Origin of the sequence: Roseateles microcysteis (genome assembly GCF_036880965.1) — a bacterium.
Taxonomy (GTDB): Bacteria; Pseudomonadota; Gammaproteobacteria; order Burkholderiales; family Burkholderiaceae_C; genus JAUASW01.
Window position 1 is genome coordinate 29,962 of the sequence record NZ_JBAJMV010000002.1, and the last position, 17,545, is coordinate 47,506.

Consider the following 17,545-nt stretch of genomic DNA (forward strand, 5'->3'; position numbering starts at 1 on the left):
TGGCGACGATGCCCCATGACGTCAGCCTGATAGCCACCCTGGCCGCCGGTTTCGGCCTGGCCCTGATCTTCGGATTCGCCGCCCTGAAGCTGCGATTGCCGCCCCTGGTTGGCTATCTGCTCGCTGGCGTGCTGATAGGGCCGGCCACGCCCGGCTTTGTGGCCGACATGGCCCTGGCCAGCCAGCTGTCCGAGATCGGGGTGATGCTCCTGATGTTTGGCGTTGGCCTGCATTTCTCCATGGGCGACCTGCTCTCGGTGAAGCGCATTGCCGTGCCGGGCGCGATTGTGCAGATTGCTGTGGCAACTGCCTTGGGGGCAGGTCTTGCCTGGGTTTGGGGTTGGGGCTTTGGCACAGCGCTGGTGTTCGGGCTGGCGCTCTCCGTTGCCAGCACCGTGGTGCTCCTGCGCGCGCTGGAGGACCGAGGCCTGCTCGAGACGGCCAATGGCCGCATCGCGGTGGGCTGGCTGGTCGTTGAAGACCTGGTGATGGTGCTCGTCTTGGTGCTCCTGCCGCCGATGGCCGGACTCCTGAGTGGAGAAGCGCTGGGCAGTGGCCTGGCGATGACGGTGCTCATCACGCTGTCAAAGGTCGGCGGCTTCATCGCGCTGATGCTGATCTTCGGCCGTCGCGCTCTGCCCAAGCTGCTGTTTGCGGTGGCACGCAGCGGCTCGCGTGAGCTGTTCACCTTGTGCGTGATCTCGGCAGCGGTGGGCGTGGCATTTGCCGCGGCCATGCTTTTCGATGTGTCGTTCGCGCTGGGCGCCTTCTTCGCCGGCATGATGCTGCGCGAGTCGGAATACAGCCACCGCGCGGCCGATGAATCGCTGCCGCTGCGAGACGCCTTCGCGGTGCTGTTCTTTGTGTCGGTCGGCATGCTGTTCGACCCACGGGTGCTGCTGGAAGAGCCAGTCAAGGTGCTGCTGGTCTCCGGCGTCATCATCGTGGGCAAGACGCTGGCGGCGCTGGCGCTGGTGCTGATGCTGCGCTACCCGCTCAACACGGCGCTCACCGTTGGCGCGAGCCTGGCGCAGATCGGCGAGTTCTCCTTCATCCTGATCGGCCTCGGGCGCAGTCTGGGGCTTGTGGATGCGCAAGTTCAAAGCCTGGTGCTCGCCGGTGCCTTGATCTCGATTGCGTTGAACTCGGTGCTGTTTTCGGCCATTGCTCCTGCGCAAGCCTGGATCCTTCGCCGCTCGGCGCTGGCCCGAAAGCTTGAACAGCGCGACGACCCGCTGGCTGAGCTGCCCACGAGTGTCGACCCGGCGCTGCTGCAAGGGCAGGTTGTGCTGGTCGGCCACGGTCGCGTGGGTGCACCCTTGGCGCAGATGCTGCGCGCCAAGGGCTTGGCGGTCGTCGTGGCCGAGCTCCAGCGCGAGCGTGTCGAGGTCTTGCGTGAGCAAGGCTTCCCCGCGGTCGTTGGCGATGCCAGCGAGTCGGCCGTCCTGATCCAGGCCCATATCGCGCGTGCCGCGATGCTGGTGGTGACTGCAGGCGACAGCATGCAGGCCAGCCGCATGTGCGACACCGCCCGCCAGCTCAACCCTTCGATCAAGGTGCTGCTGTGCGCGCGCAGCGAAGACGAGGCCAATCTCCTGCGCGAGAGCAATGTCGGCGAGGTGCTGCAGCCGGAACAGGCGCTGGCAGAGAGCCTTGGCCAGCGCGCGCTGGCGCAACTGGGCAAGCAGTGATGGCTCGAAGCCACCGAGGTAGCGGCAATGCGTGACCTGTTTTCCCAAGAACCCGCAGCGCCGCTGGCCGAGGCCCTGCGGCCCAGGACACTGGACGAAGTCGTCGGCCAGTCCCATCTGCTGGGCGCAGGCAGGCCGCTGCGGCTGGCATTCAAGTCGGGCAAGCCGCATTCGATGATCTTCTGGGGGCCGCCGGGCGTGGGCAAGACCACGCTGGCGCGCCTCACCGCGACAGCTTTCGAGTGCGAGTTCATCGCGCTCTCGGCCGTGTTCTCGGGCGTCAAGGACATCCGCGAAGCGATGGAAAAGGCCCAGCATTTCCTTTCGCAGGGCAAGCACACCATCCTGTTCGTGGACGAGATCCATCGCTTCAACAAGTCGCAGCAGGATGCGCTGCTGCCTCATGTGGAGTCGGGGCTCTTCACCTTCATCGGCGCCACCACCGAAAACCCGAGCTTCGAGGTCAATTCGGCACTGCTGTCACGAGCGCAGGTCTATGTGCTCAAGTCGCTGACGGACGAAGAGCTGCGGCAGCTCCTCCAGCGGGCGCAGGACAAGTTGCTGGGCCAACTGCACTTCGATGAGCAGGCGGTCAACACCATCATCGGCTACGCAGACGGCGATGCCCGTCGCTTCCTCAACCTGCTGGAGCAATGCAATACGGCAGCCGGGGCCGCAGGCATCACGGAGATCAATGCCGAGTTCATCAGCAATGCGTTGAGCCTCAATGCTCGCCGTTTCGACAAGGGCGGCGACAACTTCTACGACCAGATTTCGGCCCTGCACAAGTCGGTGCGTGGCTCGAATCCGGATGGCGCCCTTTACTGGCTGACGCGGATGCTCGATGGTGGTGCCGACCCCAGGTACCTGGCCCGGCGCATCGTGCGCATGGCCTGGGAAGACATCGGCCTGGCAGACCCGAGGGCGATGCAGATCGCCAACGACGCGGCCCTGACTTTCGAGCGCCTGGGCAGCCCGGAAGGCGAATTGGCCTTGGGCCAGGCCGTCATCTACCTGGCCGTGGCGGCCAAGAGCAATGCCGGTTACAACGCCTACAACGCAGCGCGTGCCTTCGTGAAGCAGGACAAGAGCCGCGAGGTGCCGGTACATCTGCGCAACGCGCCGACCAAGCTCATGAAGGAGCTGGGCTACGGCCATGAATACCGCTATGCGCACGACGAGCCGCATGCCTATGCGGCTGGCGAAACCTATCTGCCGGACGGCGTTGGCGAGCCGCGCTGGTACCAGCCGGTGCCGCGTGGCCTGGAGGTCAAGATCGGCGAGAAGCTTGCCTTTTTGCGCAAGCTCGATGAAGAGGCCGGCGAGGGCAACTGAAGATCAGCCGGCGCGGAGCGCCCCGGCATGGCCTTGACTGCGGGTTATCACCAGGTTTTGACGAACGGGATGGGTCTGTTGGCCTCCTACAATCCCGCTCGCCTGCAAGATTGAAGGCTGAGCTGGGCCCGCGCCATACACAAGACGCGGGCCTTTGTTTTAGTTAGGCCCGCAGGGCAAGCTTGTGAGAATCTGGGAGCTACCCCACAAGGGCGGCTCCATTGGGAGAGTTCGATGGATACCTTGATCCAGCAGGTCGTCAACGGCCTGGTGCTGGGCAGCATGTATGCCTTGGTGGCCCTGGGCTACACCATGGTGTACGGCATCATCAACCTGATCAATTTCGCCCATGGCGAAATCCTGATGGTGGGCGCCCTGGTGAGCTGGAGTGTGGTCGGCGCCTTGAGCGAGACCGGCATGCCCGGCTGGGCCATGATGGGCGTGGCGCTGTGCTGCGCCATCGTCATCTGCACCATCCTGAACTTCGTGATCGAGAAGATTGCCTACCGGCCGCTGCGCAATGCGCCGCGCCTGGCGCCGCTGATCACGGCCATGGGCATGTCGCTGCTCCTGCAGACGGTGGCCATGATCATCTGGAAGCCCAATCCCAAGGCTTTCCCGCAATTGCTGCCCGATGTGCATTACCAGGTCGCCGGTTCCACGGCCGTGATCACGCTGACGCAATGCGTGATCCTCGGGCTGACCGTGGCGATCCTGGCGGCGCTCCTGTGGCTGGTCAACAGCACCAAGCTGGGCCGCGCCATGCGCGCCACGGCCGAGAACCCGCGCGTGGCCTCGCTGATGGGCGTCAAGCCCGACTTCATCATCTCGACCACCTTTGTCATCGGCGCCGCGCTGGCTGCCGTGGCCGGCCTGATGCTGGCTGCAAAGGATGGCTCGGTCACCCACATGATGGGCTTCACGCCCGGCCTGAAGGCCTTCACGGCCGCGGTGCTGGGCGGCATCGGCAACCTGGCCGGGGCGATGCTTGGCGGACTGCTGCTGGGCCTGCTGGAGGCCATCGGCGGCAACTACCTGGGCGACATCACCGGCGACGTGCTGGGCAGCAACTATGTCGACATCTTTGCCTTCATGGCGCTGATCCTCGTGCTGACGCTGCGACCTTCGGGCTTGCTGGGCGAGCGCGTGGCGGACCGGGCCTGAGGAGCTGACGATCATGCAAACCAAGAACAAGTTTGTGCTCTATGCGGTGGTGGCCGTGGCCCTGCTGCTGATGCCGGGCATCTGCGCCTCGCTGGGCCTGGGCAACGGCCCGATGCGCATCATCGACCTCGCCCTGCTGTACGTGATGCTGGCCCTGGGCCTCAATATCGTGGTCGGCTATGCGGGCCTGCTGGACCTTGGCTACGTGGCCTTCTATGCGCTCGGTGCCTATATGTTCGGCCTGCTGGCGAGCCCGCAGTTGAGCCAGAACTTTGAAGCCTTTGCCGCCGCCTTCCCCAATGGCGTGCACATGCCGCTGTGGCTGCTGATACCGGCGGGCGCGGCGCTGGCGGCGCTGGCCGGCGTGCTGCTCGGCGCCCCGACGCTGAAGTTGCGCGGCGACTACCTCGCCATCGTGACCCTGGGCTTCGGCGAAATCATCCGGGTGTTCATGAACAACCTGGACAACGTCACCAACGGCCCGCGCGGCATCGGTGAGATCGACGGCATCCATTTCTGGGGCTACGACCTCAGCAAGCCGCTGGAGCTGATGGGCTTCACGGTGCCGCCGATCACGCAATACTACTACCTGTTCCTGGCCCTGGTGCTGGCCAGCATCCTGATCTGCTACCGGCTCGAGACCTCGCGCATCGGCCGCGCCTGGATGGCGATCCGCGAAGACGAAATCGCGGCCAAGGCCATGGGCATCAACACCCGCAACATGAAGCTGCTGGCCTTCGGCATGGGGGCGACTTTCGGCGGCGTGGCCGGCTCGATGTTCGCGGCCTTCCAGGGCTTTGTCTCGCCCGAGTCCTTCAGCCTGCAGGAGTCGGTGATGATCGTCGCCATGGTCGTGCTGGGCGGCATCGGTCACATCCCGGGCGTGGTGCTGGGTGCGCTGCTGCTGGCGGCCCTGCCGGAAGTGCTGCGCTATGTGGCCGGCCCCTTGCAGGAGATGAGCGATGGCCGGCTTGATGCCGCCATCCTGCGCCAGCTCCTGATTGCACTGGCCATGATCGGCGTGATGCTGCTGCGTCCGCGAGGCCTGTGGCCTGCGCCCGAGCACGGCAAGGCCGCGCCCAAGGCTGCGAATTGAGGCGCTGAAATGACAACGACTACTGATTTCGTTCTGAACGTGAGCGGCGTCTCCAAGCGCTTCGGCGGCCTGCAGGCCTTGTCCGGCGTGGCGCTGAAGATCGGCCGCGGCCAGGTCTATGGCCTGATCGGCCCGAACGGCGCCGGCAAGACGACGTTCTTCAATGTGCTGACCGGCCTGTACACGCCGGACGCCGGCTCGTTCGAGCTGGGCGGCCAGGCCTACAAGCCGCAGGCCGTGCATCAGGTGGCCAAGGCCGGCATTGCCCGCACCTTCCAGAACATCCGCCTCTTTGCCGAGATGTCGGCACTCGAGAACGTGATGGTGGGCCGCCACGTGCGAAGCCAATCGGGCATCTTCGGCGCCATCTTCCGCACATCTGGCTTCAAGGCCGAGGAAGCGGCGATTGCCAAGCGCGCACAGGAACTGCTGGACTATGTGGGCATCGGCCACATGGCCGAGTTCAAGGCCCGTACGCTGAGTTATGGCGATCAGCGCCGCCTGGAAATCGCCCGCGCGCTGGCCACTGATCCGCAACTGATTGCGCTCGACGAACCGGCTGCTGGCATGAACGCCACCGAGAAGGTCGTGCTGCGCGAGCTGATCGACCGCATCCGCAACGACGGCCGCACCATCCTCCTGATCGAGCACGACGTGAAGCTGGTGATGGGGCTGTGCGATCGCGTCACGGTGCTGGACTACGGCAAGCAGATCGCCGAAGGTACGCCCGCCGAAGTGCAGCGCAACGAGAAGGTCATCGAGGCCTATCTGGGTGCCCATGCGGCCCACTGACGAGAAGAAGAACAAGATGGCAGCAATTGACGAAGGCAACATCCTGCTCGCGGTGAGTGGGCTCAAGGTGGCTTATGGCGGCATCCAGGCTGTCAAGGGCGTGGATTTCGAGGTGCGGCAGGGCGAGCTGGTCAGCCTGATCGGTGCCAACGGCGCCGGCAAGTCCACCACCTTGAAGGCGATCACCGGCCTGCAGCCCAGCAACGCAGGCGAAGTTCGCTACATGGGGCGCGTGATCAAGGGCCAAGGCGCCTGGGACCTGGTCAAGCAGGGGCTGGTGATGGTGCCCGAGGGTCGTGGCACCTTCACGCGCATGACCATCACCGAGAACCTGCAGATGGGCGCCTACATCCGCAATGACAAGAAGGAAATCGAGGCCGACATCGAGAAGGTGTTCGCCTTGTTCCCGCGTCTGAAGGAGCGCCGCAAGCAGCTGGCCGGCACCATGTCAGGCGGCGAGCAGCAGATGCTGGCCATGGGCCGCGCGCTGATGGCACGCCCCAAGCTCCTGCTGCTGGACGAACCCTCGATGGGCCTCTCGCCCATCATGGTCGACAAGATCTTCGAGGTGGTGAACGACATTCACCAGCAGGGCGTGACCGTGCTGCTCGTCGAACAGAACGCGAGCCGTGCGCTGCAGCTGGCCAACCGCGGCTATGTGATGGAGTCGGGCGAGGTGACGATGAGCGGTGCTGGCGAAGAGCTGCTCAACGACCCCAAGGTGCGGGCTGCATATCTGGGCGAATAAGTCGCCTCGGCACAAAAAGAAAGGCGGCCCGCAGGCCGCCTTTTTGTCGCCGACTGAATAGCTTCAGGCGGGCTTGACCAGCAGTGAGCGGGCCCAGGCGTCCGCCACGCGGCCCGGCGTCGAACCTTCGCTCTTCACGCGTTCCAGCAGCTCGGCCACGCGGTTGGCGATCAGGGCGACTTCGGCCATCACGGCGTTCTCTTCGCCTTCGCCGCGGTACTCGCGGGCCACGCTGATGATGCCGCCGGCATTCACGAGGTAGTCGGGCAGGTAGGTGATGCCGCGGGCTTGCAGCGCATCGCCGTCAGCGGCGGTGGCCAGCTGGTTGTTGGCAGCGCCAGCGATCAGCTTGGCCTTCAGCGTCGGAATTGACTGGATGTTCAGCGAGGCGCCCAGGGCGCAAGGCGCCAGCACGTCTACGTCGGCCGACAGGATTTCATTGATGCCCACGGCTTGCGCGCCTAGTTGCTCTTGAGCGCGCTGCACCTTGGCAGCGTCCACGTCGGCCACCACGAGCTTGGCGCCGGCCTTGTGCAGGTACTCGGCCAGATGCCAGCCCACGGCACCCAGGCCTTGCAGGGCGACGCGCACGCCTTCCAGCGACTCACGGCCCAGCACCAGCCGCGCGCCTCGCTCGATGGAGACGAACACGCCATAGGCGGTCTTGGGGCTCGGGTCACCACCGAAGGCGCCAGCGCGCGGAATGCCCGAGACGAATTGGGTGGTGGCCTGCATGCCCAGCATGTCGGCGGTCGTGGTGCCCACGTCTTCAGCGGTGATGTAGGCGCCTTCCAGCGACTGCACGGCGCGGCCGAAAGCGGCGAACAGCGCGGCACGGTCCTTGATGACGGCGGGCTTCAGGATTACGGCCTTGCCGCCGCCGAAGGGCAGATTGGCCAGCGCGTTCTTCAGGCTCATGCCTTGCGAGAGGCGCAGCGCGTCGTTCAGCGCGGCCAGTTCGTTGTCGTAGCTCCAGACGCGGCAGCCACCGAAGGCCGGGCCACGGGCGGTGCTGTGCACGGCCAGGATGGCCTTGAGGCCGGTCTCTTCATCGGCGGCCAGCAGCACGCGCTCATGCGGAGCCTGGTCGGGCAGGCCGAACAGCGAAGAGGGCAGGGAGGCGGTGGGCGCAGTTTGGAGCGCGCGGGCGAGGTCGGAGACGGCGTTCATGGTCGTGCTTGGCATTCGTGATGCGTTCGTGGAGCCAGCCGGGGAGGCCGGGCGGTATGCCGCTTGTGGCAGCGCCACGAATTTTAGGTGCGCAGGGCAGCAACAGCCTTCGCCAGCTGTGCATCAAGCCATGCCAAGCTGGCATGCCTTCACGGAGTGCCGCCTTTCAGGGGTCCTGAAAGCCACCGGCTCGCAGCGTCACCACCAGGGTGTCGCGGTGGCCATGGCCTCCGTCCGGCTGGATCGGCGTGGTTTCGTGGATCACACGCTCATCGTCCAGCAGGAGCAGCGTCCACGGCTGGGTCATGGTGAAACGCTGGCCTTGCGGGCCGGCGGCTTCAAAGACGCGTGACTCGCCGCCCTTGATCTGATGGCGGTTGATCAGGAACACGGCGACGAGGTCGACGCCATCGCGATGCGCGCCTTCAGGCGTCGGGCGGCCGATGCCGTCGGTGGTGTCGATGCGGAACTGATGCGCTTCGACGAACCAGGGTTTCTCGCCCTTGAGCCCTGAAGCAATGGAGGCCAGGCCGCGCAGCAATTGCTGCCAGGCGGGCAGGGCGGTGGCCGCCTGCTCCATCGGCTCGAACAGGCGCTCGATGCCGCCGTGCAGGGCGTTGTAGTCCAGCGGCTGCCAGTGCGCGCGGTGCGGGCTTTGAATGACTTCATCGCCATCGACGACGAAGCAGCTGTGGCGGCGGAAGCGGTAGCGGCCGCCGTCTTTCAGGAAGTTGTCGGGGGGGAGCTTGTCCCAGTAGCCGCTGAGCCTTGCGAGCTGCTCAGGCTGAACACCGAAGAAAGACTGAACGAGATCTGGCGCGATGACTGCATGCCCGAGGTCATGCAGTTGAGTCTGGAACTTCTCTGCGTTGACATAGGGCGGCTGGAACATCATTCAGCCCCTTGCTTGTCGGCTTCGGACGTGAACGAGTCCGCGTAGAACTCATCATCCGGCAGCGAGCATTGCGCGACGAAATCGCGGTGCGCCGATTCCACGACGATGGGCGCGCCGCAGGCATAGACCTGGTGGCCCGAGAGGTCGGGCAGGTCGGCCACCACCTGCTGGTGGACGAAGCCGGTGCGGCCGGTCCAGGCGTCTTCGGGCTTGGGCTCCGACAGAACGGGGATGTATTCCAGTGTGCCCATCGTGGCCGCAGCGTTCAACGCCCAGTCGTGCAGGTACAGATCGGCCTTGCTGCGGCAGCCCCAGTAGAGCTTGAGCGGCCGCGTCAGGCCCAGATGCTGGATGCGCTCGATGATGGCCTTGATCGGCGCGAAGCCGGTGCCGCTGGCCAGCAGCACGATGGGCTTGTCGCTGTCCTCGCGCAGGAAGAAGCTGCCGAAGGGGCCTTCCATGCGCAGGATGTCTTTTTCCTTCATTGCGCCGAACACATGGTCGGTGAACTTGCCGCCGGCCATGTGGCGGATGTGCAGTTCGATGGCGGCTGGCGTGCACAGGTTGTGCGGTGCATTGGCCATGCTGTAGCTGCGGCGCGCGCCGTCGCGCAGGATGAACTCCACGTACTGGCCGGCATGGAACTGGAAGTTCTGCGTGGCCGGCAGTTGCAGCTTGATCACGGCAACATCGCTGGCCGGCTTCTCGATGCTCATCACGCGGCTGGGCAGCTTCAGCACCGCGAACTCGCCGGCACCGGGCACGGTGCGCGCTTCCAGCACGCAGTCGGTCTGCGGCTTGGCGCAGCAGGTCAGAACGAAGCCGGCGGCTTCTTCCTCGACGCTCAAGGCCTTGTGCTGATGCTCGCGATGCACGACCTTGCCTTCCAGCAGCTTGCTCTTGCAGGAGCCGCAGGCGCCGTCGCGGCAGCCGTAAGGCAAGCCCACGCCGGCACGGATGGCCGCGGCCAGCATGGTTTCATCGCTGTCGACTTCAAAGACGCGGCCGCTGGGCTGGACGGTGACCTGCAGATTCATGGGCGGGAAGGGTGCGAACGTGGACAAAAAAACCGCGGCCCGCGCAAGAAGCCGCGGGCCGTACACTCGGGCGCCATTTTGCCTGAGCCGCCAATGTCCCTGCCTTCGTCACCCCTGCGCCGGCCGCGTTTGCTGATTGTTGGCTGTGGCGACGTCGGCATGCGGGTGTTGAAGCTCCTTGCTTCGCGCTGGCAGGTTTTTGCCCTGACCTCGAGTGCAGAGCGCTTCGCGGCGTTGCGTGATGCAGGTGCATTGCCATTGCTCGGCAATCTCGACGAGCCAGCCACTCTGTCGCGGCTGGCGGGGCTGGCTGAACATGTGCTGCACATGGCGCCACCGGCCTCCGTGGGCGCCACCGACGAACGAAGCCGTCACCTCTTGCAGGCACTTGCACTGCGCAAGGCCCCGCGAAGCCTCATCTATGTCAGCACGACGGGCGTCTACGGCGATTGCGGCGGCGCGCGCTTTGATGAGACGCGAGCCACGGCGCCGGCCACCGAGCGGGGCCAGCGTCGGGTCGATGCCGAGCAGCAGCTCCGTCTGTTTGCGCGTCGCTTCGGCACGCGCGTGAGCTTGCTGCGTGTGCCAGGCATCTATGCGCCTGATCGCCCAGGCGGCCATCCGCGCGAGCGCCTGCTCAGTGGTGCGCCGGTGCTGCGGCGCGAAGATGATGTCTACACCAATCACATCCATGCCGACGATCTGGCGCGAGCTTGCGTGGCGGCACTCTTTCACGCGCTGCCCCAGCGGGCGGTGCATGTCTGCGATGACACCGAACTCCTGATGGGCGACTATTTCGACTTGGCAGCCGAACTCTGCGGCCTGGCGCGGCCGCCGCGCTTGAGCCGGGCCGAGGCTGCGGCACAGATGAGCCCGGTGCGCCTTTCGTTCATGAGTGAATCGCGACGGCTCGCCAATGTCCGTCTCAAGCGCGAGCTGCGCCTGAAGCTGCGCTATCCGACGGTGCGCGAAGGCCTGGTCTAGCGATTCAGCGCAGGCGGCGAGGGCCGCGCGTACGCCAATACCGGATCAGCAGGTAGGCGCCCAGCATGCCGCCCAGGTGGGCGAAGTGGGCAACGTTGGTCGGGCCGAAGTCCAGCAGGCGCGTGCCCAGCAGCAACTCCAGCGTGCCGAAGATGGCGACGAAGTACTTGGCCTTCATCGGAATCGGCGGGATCAGCGGCGTGATGATGCGATTCGGGAACAGCATGCCGAAGGACAGCAGCAGCGCGAACAGAGCGCCAGACGCGCCGACCGTGGGCGCGTTGGAATGCATCAGCGCCGAGAACACCAGCTGTGCCAGCGCCGCGGTCAATGCACCGGCGATCAGCAGCTGCGCATAGCGGCGGCGGCCCCAGACGCGCTCCAGCTCCGAGCCAAACATCCACAGGCCCAGCATGTTGAACAGCAGATGGGTGAAGCCGCCATGCAGGAAGGCGTAGCTCAATGGCTGCCAGGGCATGAAGTTGCCGGACTGCAGTGGCCAAAGCGCGAACCACCCGGCACCCGGAACCAGCTCGAACAGAAAGTACACGCCCACGCAGGCCAGGATCAGGGCTTTGGTCAGCGGTGGCAGTTGGGGCATGGTCTTGTTGGCGTGTCGACGTGGGCGGAAGGCCCCAGTGTATGCGGCAGGCGCCCATGGGACGGACGCAAAAAAGCCCCGACATGCGGGGCGATCTGCCAAGACTTCGTCAGCTGATTTTGACCTGGTGCCCGGGGCCGGACTCGAACCGGCACACCTTGCGGCGGGGGATTTTGAGTCCCCTGCGTCTACCGATTTCGCCACCCGGGCCAGGGGCAAAACCTGCTGAGCTGCGGATTATGCCATGTGCACAGGGCTTCTCCGGGGCTGCCACAATGCTCGCCATGGAAAGACCGCAGCAAGCCCATTACCAGACCCTCGAAGACGTGATCGGCAACACGCCGCTGATCCGATTGCAGCGCCTTGTCGGCGCCGATCAGGCCGCGCGCGGCAATGTGATCCTGGCCAAGCTGGAGGGCAACAACCCGGCCGGCTCCGTGAAGGACCGGCCCGCCATCAGCATGATCCGGCGCGCCGAAGAACGTGGCGAAATCAAGCCGGGCGACACGCTGATTGAAGCCACTTCCGGCAATACCGGCATCGCGCTGGCCATGGCTGCGGCCGTGCGTGGCTATCGCATGGTTTTGATAATGCCGGAGGACCTGTCGATCGAGCGGGCCCAGACGATGAAGGCCTTCGGGGCCGAACTGATCTTGACGCCGCGCTCAGGTGGCATGGAATACGCCCGCGACCTGGCCGAGCAGATGCAGCGCGATGGCAAGGGCCGAGTGCTCGACCAGTTCGCCAACGTAGACAACCCGCGTGTCCACTACGAAACCACGGGCCCCGAGATCTGGCGCGATACCTGCGGGCGTATCACCCACTTTGTCAGCGCCATGGGCACCACCGGCACCATCACTGGCACCTCGCGATTCCTGAAGGAACAGAACGCAGCCGTACGCATCATTGGCGCCCAGCCATCGGAAGGCTCGCGCATTCCGGGCATCCGCAAGTGGCCCGAGGCCTATCTGCCCAAGATCTACGACCCCAGCGCGGTGGACGAGCTGATCCTGGTCAGCCAGGCCGATGCCGAAGACATGGCGCGCCGCCTGGCGCGGGAAGAGGGCCTGTTTGCGGGCATCTCGGCCGCTGGTGCCTGTTGGGCCGCGCTGCAGCTGGCACGCACGGTGAGCGATGCCACCATCGTCTTCGTCGTCTGCGACCGCGGCGATCGCTACCTCTCCACCGGCGTCTTTCCCGCATGACAGGTGGCGGCAACTACCGCTTCTGCCCGCAGTGCGCGGGTCCGCTGGCCTGGCTGGTTCAGGATGAGGACAGTGGCCCGAAGGAGCGGCTGCGCTGTGCCGCCTGCGCCTATACGCACTGGAACAACCCGACGCCTGTGCTCGCCGCGGTGGTGGAATGCCTGGACCGTGAGGGTCAGGTCTTGCTGGCCCGCAATGCGGCCTGGCCGGGCCGCTTCTTTGGCTTGATCACCGGCTTCATGGAGGCTGGCGAGACGCCTGAAGCCGGCATCTGCCGCGAGCTGCTGGAAGAAACCGGGCTTGAGGCCGTATCAGTGCCAGCGCTGATCGGCGTCTACGATTTCCAGCGCATGAACCAGGTCATCATTGCCTACCATGTGCCGGCGCGCGGTGAGATCCGCCTCTCCCCCGAGCTGGCCGAGTACAAGCTGCTGCCGCCCGCCGAGGTGCGCTGCTGGCCGGCCGGTACCGGACAGGCGATGGCGCAGTGGCTGCGCTCCCGCGGCATCGAGCCCCAATGGCTTGAACTTCCCAAGCCCTAGAATCGACGCCAAACGACTGAGGCATATGTCCATGAACATCCACAAGGAAATCGACACCCGCGGCCTCAACTGCCCGCTGCCCATCCTCAAGGCCAAGAAGGCCTTGGCAGAGATGGAGAGTGGCCAGCTGCTGAAGGTGGTGGCCACCGACCCCGGCTCTATGCGTGATTTCCAGGCGTTTGCGCGCCAGACCGGCAATGAGCTGGTCGAGCAGGCCAACCAGGCCGATGAGTTCATTCATGTGCTGAAGCGCCGCTGAATCTGCTCGACCCGGAAAAGAACAAGGGCCCGTCATCACTGACGGGCCCTTCCCAATTTCTGGCGGAGCAGGCGGGATTCGAACCCGCGGTGGGCTATTAACCCACACACGCTTTCCAGGCGTGCGACTTAAACCACTCATCCACCGCTCCGAAGCCCGCCATTCTAGCCTAGATTTTTGGGCGTTCTGAGCAGTTCAGGACTTGAGAGTGGAAGCTTTCATCAAGGCCATGGCAGTGCCGATCAGGCCTGAGACCTCACTCATATTGCCGGGCACGATCATCGTGTTGTTCTTCTGGGCCAACTGGGCGTAGGCGTCAACCGCTTTCTCGGCCACCTTCAGCTGAACGGCCTGGTCGCCGCCGGGCTGCTGGATGGAGGCGGCGATCTTGCGGATGGCGTCCGCCGTGGCGTCTGCGACAGCCGTGATTGCCGCGGCTTCACCCAGGGCCTTGTTGATCTCGGCCTGCTTCTGGCCTTCGGAGCGGGCGATGGCCGCCTCGCGCTCGCCGGTGGCAATGTTGATTTGCTCCTGGCGGCGACCTTCTGAGGCGGCGATCAGGGCGCGCTTTTCGCGCTCGGCGGTGATTTGTGCCTGCATGGAGTGCAGGATGGCGGGCGGCGGGGTCAGGTCCTTGATCTCGTAGCGCAGCACCTTCACGCCCCAGTTCAATGCCGCCTCGTCCAGGGCCTCCACCACGGAGGTGTTGATGACGGCGCGCTCCTCGAAGGTGCGGTCGAGTTCCATGCGGCCGATCACCGAGCGCAGGGTTGTCTGGGCGAGCTGGGTGATGGCAGTGATGTAGTTGCTGGAGCCATAGCTGGCGCGCATCGCATCGGTCACCTGGAAGTAGAGGATGCCATCCACCGTCAGCTGGGTATTGTCCTTGGTGATGCAGACCTGGCTCGGCACGTCGAGCGGGATTTCCTTCAGGGAGTGCTTGTAGGCCAGGCGATCGACAAAGGGCACCAGGAAGTTCAATCCCGGCGTGAGTGTGCCGTGATAGCGGCCCAGGCGTTCAACCACCCAGGCATGCTGCTGCGGCACGACCTTGACCGACTGGATGACAAAGACGGCTGCGACGACCAGCAGCACCAGTGCAACGATTTCCATGCATCTCCCCTTGCTTGATGTTGATTTGGATCTTGAGCGGATTCAGGCCGCGTCGAGCAGCAGGCAGTTGCCGTCGACTGCCCTGATGACAAAGCGGCCGCTGTGTGGCTGACCTTCACCCTGGAAGCGTGCTTGCCAATCGGCGCCACGGTACTTGACGGTGGTGCGGCCGTCCTTGGCCCAGTGCTGGACCTGCACGGTTTGACCAATGTCCAGGTTGACGTCGCGATCTGCATGGGCGGGCAAGCGAACCTGCTTGCTGCGGCGCATGTGCCAGAGTGCGACTGCGGCACCGCCGATGACGGCGCCAGTCACCATCTGGATCGGCAGGCTCAGCCCGAGGTGTGCTGCGAGTGCGGCAGCAGCAGCGCCGACGGCCAGCATCAGCAGATAGAAGGTGCCCGTTGCCAGTTCGGCTGCGACCAGCAGGCCGGCGACGATCCACCAGGCGATGGCTTGATTCATGGCTCCCCCATTTGTTGCAAATGAGTGTAGCGCCGGCCCCGGAGTGCCCAGCCCGTTCTGTTTGTGCGACAAACAGGGGTGGCGTCTTGCGTCGCGGGCGCTTGGCCCTACACTTCGCGCCTTTCGTTTTTCTGCTCAGCGCCCTCTGGAGGCCAAGCCATGCTGCGTTTTCGTTTTCCCATCGTCATCATCGACGAGGACTACCGCTCCGAGAACACCTCGGGTCTGGGCATCCGCGCCCTGGCTGACGCCATTCAGAAAGAGGGCTTCGAGGTGCTGGGCGTCACCAGCTACGGCGACCTTTCGCAATTTGCCCAGCAGCAGAGCCGCGCGGGCGCCTTCATCCTCTCGATCGACGACGAGGAGTTCACGCCCGGCCCCGAGCTTGATCCGGCCGTCTTGAACCTGCGCAAGTTCATCGAGGAAATCCGCTTCAAGAATGCGGACATCCCGATCTACGTCTACGGCGAAACACGCACCTCGCAGCACTTGCCCAACGATGTGCTGCGCGAGCTGCATGGATTCATCCACATGTTCGAGGACACGCCGGAGTTTGTGGCCCGCCACATCATCCGGGAGGCCAAGAGCTACCTCGACGGCCTCGCGCCGCCGTTCTTCAAGGCGCTGATGGATTACGCGCAGGACGGCTCCTACAGCTGGCACTGCCCGGGCCACTCGGGCGGTGTTGCCTTCCTGAAGAGTCCGGTGGGTCAGATGTTCCACCAGTTCTTCGGCGAGAACATGCTGCGCGCCGACGTCTGCAATGCGGTTGAAGAGCTGGGCCAGCTGCTGGACCACACCGGCCCGGTAGCTGCTTCAGAGAAGAATGCAGCGCGCATCTTCAACGCCGACCACTGCTTCTTCGTCACCAACGGTACGTCGACGTCCAACAAGATGGTATGGCACCACACAGTGGCGCCGGGCGATGTGGTGGTGGTGGACCGCAACTGCCACAAGTCCATCCTGCACTCGATCATCATGACCGGCGCCGTGCCCGTGTTCATGACACCGACGCGCAACCACTACGGCATCATCGGCCCGATCCCCGAAAGCGAGTTCTCGCCCGAGGTGATCCGCAAGAAAATTGCCAAGAACCCGCTGCTCAAGGGTGTGGACGCCAAGAAGGTCAAGCCGCGCATCATGACGCTGACGCAGAGCACCTATGACGGCGTGCTCTACAACACCGAGACGATCAAGGCAAAGCTCGACGGCTGGATCGATACCCTGCATTTCGACGAGGCCTGGCTACCGCATGCGGCCTTCCATGGCTTCTACGGCTCCTACCATTCGATGGGCAAGAACCGCCCGCGCCCGAAAGAGGCGATGGTGTATGCCACGCAATCCACGCACAAGCTGCTGGCCGGCATCAGCCAGGCTTCGCAGGTGCTCGTGCAGGACGCACAAAACGTCAAGCTGGACAAGCATTTGTTCAACGAGGCTTACCTGATGCACACCTCGACCAGCCCGCAGTACTCGATCATTGCGAGCTGCGATGTGGCTGCCGCGATGATGGACGCGCCTGGCGGCCCGGCCCTGGTGGAAGAGAGCATTTCCGAGGCGCTGGACTTCCGCCGCGCAATGCGCAAGGTCGAGGCCGACTACGACAAGGACTGGTGGTTCAAGGTCTGGGGTCCGGACAAGCTGGCCGACGAAGGCATCGGCAAGCCGGCAGACTGGATGCTCAAGGCCAACCAGAAGTGGCACGGCTTCGGCAACCTGGCTTCGGGCTTCAATATGTTGGACCCGATCAAGTCCACCATCATCACGCCCGGCCTGGACATGAGCGGCAAGTTCGCCAAGACCGGCATCCCAGCCAGCATCGTCACCAAGTTCCTGGCCGAGCATGGCGTGGTGGTGGAGAAGACGGGCCTGTATTCCTTTTTCATCCTGTTCACCATCGGCATCACCAAGGGCCGCTGGAACACGCTGCTGACCGCGTTGCAGCAGTTCAAGGACGACTACGACCGCAATGCGCCGTTGTGGCGCATCCTGCCGGAGTTCTGTGCCGCCCAACCGCGCTATGAGCGCATGGGGCTGCGCGACCTCTGCCAGAGCATCCACGAGGCCTACGCCAAGGGCGACATCGCGCGTCTCACGACCGAGGTCTACCTGTCGGACCTCGAGCCGGCAATGAAGCCCAGCGATGCCTATGCCCATATCGCTCATCGCCGCACCGACCGCGTCGAGATCGACAAGCTCGAAGGCCGCGTGACGACCTCGCTGCTGACGCCTTACCCGCCAGGCATACCGCTGCTGATTCCGGGCGAGCGCTTCAACAAGAAGATCGTGGATTACCTGAAGTTCACCCGTGACTTCAATGCCAAGTTCCCCGGCTTCGCCACGGATGTGCATGGCCTGGTGGAAGAGAAGGGCGAAGATGGCCGCTCGCGCTACTTCGTGGACTGTGTTTCCCTGAAGTGAGCGCGAGTCGGAAACAAAAAAACGGGG

Annotated in this window: 17 protein-coding genes and 2 tRNA genes; 11 read left to right on the forward strand and 8 right to left on the reverse strand. The window is 64.6% G+C overall.

Features of this window, described 5'->3' with window-relative positions; all coding sequences use genetic code 11:
- Positions 1 to 8 precede the first annotated feature (8 nt).
- The 6 genes from V3596_RS05050 (at position 9) to V3596_RS05075 (ending at position 6,826) form a co-directional block, all read left to right on the forward strand.
- Positions 9 to 1,691: a cation:proton antiporter domain-containing protein gene (locus V3596_RS05050; protein WP_334276523.1), complete on the forward strand. Its 1,683-nt coding sequence runs from the start codon at positions 9 to 11 to the stop codon at positions 1,689 to 1,691.
- A gap of 27 nt (positions 1,692 to 1,718) precedes the next feature.
- Positions 1,719 to 3,026: a replication-associated recombination protein A gene (locus V3596_RS05055; protein WP_334276524.1), complete on the forward strand. Its 1,308-nt coding sequence runs from the start codon at positions 1,719 to 1,721 to the stop codon at positions 3,024 to 3,026.
- 234 nt (positions 3,027 to 3,260) lie between these two features.
- Positions 3,261 to 4,190: a branched-chain amino acid ABC transporter permease gene (locus V3596_RS05060; RefSeq protein ID WP_334276525.1), complete on the forward strand. Its 930-nt coding sequence runs from the start codon at positions 3,261 to 3,263 to the stop codon at positions 4,188 to 4,190.
- Positions 4,191 to 4,203: 13 nt separating this feature from the next.
- Positions 4,204 to 5,286, forward strand: a complete 1,083-nt coding sequence (locus V3596_RS05065; RefSeq protein WP_334276526.1) for a branched-chain amino acid ABC transporter permease — start codon at positions 4,204 to 4,206, stop codon at positions 5,284 to 5,286.
- Between the two features lie 9 nt (positions 5,287 to 5,295).
- A complete protein-coding gene (locus V3596_RS05070; RefSeq protein WP_334276528.1) occupies positions 5,296 to 6,078 on the forward strand; it encodes an ABC transporter ATP-binding protein in 783 nt (260 codons plus the stop codon).
- Positions 6,079 to 6,094: 16 nt separating this feature from the next.
- Complete coding sequence (locus V3596_RS05075; RefSeq protein WP_334276529.1) at positions 6,095 to 6,826, forward strand: ABC transporter ATP-binding protein; 732 nt, start codon at positions 6,095 to 6,097, stop codon at positions 6,824 to 6,826.
- A gap of 63 nt (positions 6,827 to 6,889) precedes the next feature.
- On the opposite strand, the gene V3596_RS05080 is transcribed toward V3596_RS05075, so the two are convergent.
- From V3596_RS05080 to V3596_RS05090, 3 genes are all read right to left on the reverse strand, one after another.
- Positions 6,890 to 7,996, reverse strand: coding sequence for a Leu/Phe/Val dehydrogenase (locus V3596_RS05080; RefSeq protein ID WP_334276530.1), 1,107 nt, complete (start codon positions 7,994 to 7,996; stop codon positions 6,890 to 6,892).
- A 166-nt stretch (positions 7,997 to 8,162) separates the two neighbouring features.
- Entirely contained in the window at positions 8,163 to 8,888 is a 726-nt protein-coding gene (locus tag V3596_RS05085) for a 2OG-Fe dioxygenase family protein (protein WP_334276531.1), read from the reverse strand.
- Positions 8,888 to 9,928 carry a CDP-6-deoxy-delta-3,4-glucoseen reductase gene (locus V3596_RS05090; protein WP_334276532.1) on the reverse strand — a complete coding sequence of 347 codons (1,041 nt, stop codon included), beginning with the start codon at positions 9,926 to 9,928 and terminating at the stop codon, positions 8,888 to 8,890. Before V3596_RS05090 ends, V3596_RS05085 begins: the two co-directional genes overlap by 1 nt.
- A gap of 93 nt (positions 9,929 to 10,021) precedes the next feature.
- Here V3596_RS05090 and V3596_RS05095 point away from each other — a divergent pair, with 93 nt between their 5' ends.
- Positions 10,022 to 10,912 carry an SDR family oxidoreductase gene (locus V3596_RS05095; protein ID WP_334276533.1) on the forward strand — a complete coding sequence of 297 codons (891 nt, stop codon included), beginning with the start codon at positions 10,022 to 10,024 and terminating at the stop codon, positions 10,910 to 10,912.
- A 4-nt stretch (positions 10,913 to 10,916) separates the two neighbouring features.
- Here the strand turns inward: V3596_RS05095 and V3596_RS05100 are convergent, their stop codons facing one another.
- Both V3596_RS05100 and V3596_RS05105 read right to left on the reverse strand, forming a co-directional pair.
- Positions 10,917 to 11,513, reverse strand: a complete 597-nt coding sequence (locus V3596_RS05100) for a rhomboid family intramembrane serine protease (RefSeq protein WP_334276534.1) — start codon at positions 11,511 to 11,513, stop codon at positions 10,917 to 10,919.
- Between the two features lie 125 nt (positions 11,514 to 11,638).
- Positions 11,639 to 11,723: transfer RNA gene (locus tag V3596_RS05105), tRNA-Leu, on the reverse strand.
- Positions 11,724 to 11,797: 74 nt separating this feature from the next.
- Between V3596_RS05105 and cysM the strand changes: the two genes are divergently transcribed.
- Genes cysM through V3596_RS05120 form a run of 3 tightly spaced genes read left to right on the forward strand, consistent with a single transcriptional unit; the run spans position 11,798 to position 13,519 of the window.
- Entirely contained in the window at positions 11,798 to 12,718 is a 921-nt protein-coding gene (gene cysM, locus V3596_RS05110) for a cysteine synthase CysM (RefSeq protein WP_416383961.1), read from the forward strand.
- Positions 12,715 to 13,260 (forward strand): NUDIX hydrolase, encoded by a 546-nt coding sequence (locus V3596_RS05115; RefSeq protein WP_334276537.1) that lies wholly within the window; start codon positions 12,715 to 12,717, stop codon positions 13,258 to 13,260. The genes cysM and V3596_RS05115 overlap by 4 nt, the downstream gene beginning before the upstream one ends.
- 31 nt (positions 13,261 to 13,291) lie before the next feature.
- Positions 13,292 to 13,519 carry a sulfurtransferase TusA family protein gene (locus V3596_RS05120; protein ID WP_334276539.1) on the forward strand — a complete coding sequence of 76 codons (228 nt, stop codon included), beginning with the start codon at positions 13,292 to 13,294 and terminating at the stop codon, positions 13,517 to 13,519.
- Positions 13,520 to 13,579: 60 nt separating this feature from the next.
- On the opposite strand, the gene V3596_RS05125 is transcribed toward V3596_RS05120, so the two are convergent.
- The 3 genes from V3596_RS05125 to V3596_RS05135 form a co-directional block, all read right to left on the reverse strand.
- Positions 13,580 to 13,670 (reverse strand) — tRNA-Ser (locus tag V3596_RS05125).
- Between the two features lie 44 nt (positions 13,671 to 13,714).
- Complete coding sequence (locus tag V3596_RS05130; RefSeq protein WP_334276541.1) at positions 13,715 to 14,632, reverse strand: SPFH domain-containing protein; 918 nt, start codon at positions 14,630 to 14,632, stop codon at positions 13,715 to 13,717.
- A gap of 42 nt (positions 14,633 to 14,674) precedes the next feature.
- On the reverse strand, positions 14,675 to 15,097 hold the full coding sequence (locus V3596_RS05135; protein ID WP_334276543.1) for an NfeD family protein: 423 nt from the start codon (positions 15,095 to 15,097) through the stop codon (positions 14,675 to 14,677).
- Between the two features lie 159 nt (positions 15,098 to 15,256).
- Here V3596_RS05135 and V3596_RS05140 point away from each other — a divergent pair, with 159 nt between their 5' ends.
- Positions 15,257 to 17,518, forward strand: a complete 2,262-nt coding sequence (locus V3596_RS05140; RefSeq protein ID WP_334276544.1) for an arginine/lysine/ornithine decarboxylase — start codon at positions 15,257 to 15,259, stop codon at positions 17,516 to 17,518.
- Positions 17,519 to 17,545: the final 27 nt, after the last annotated feature.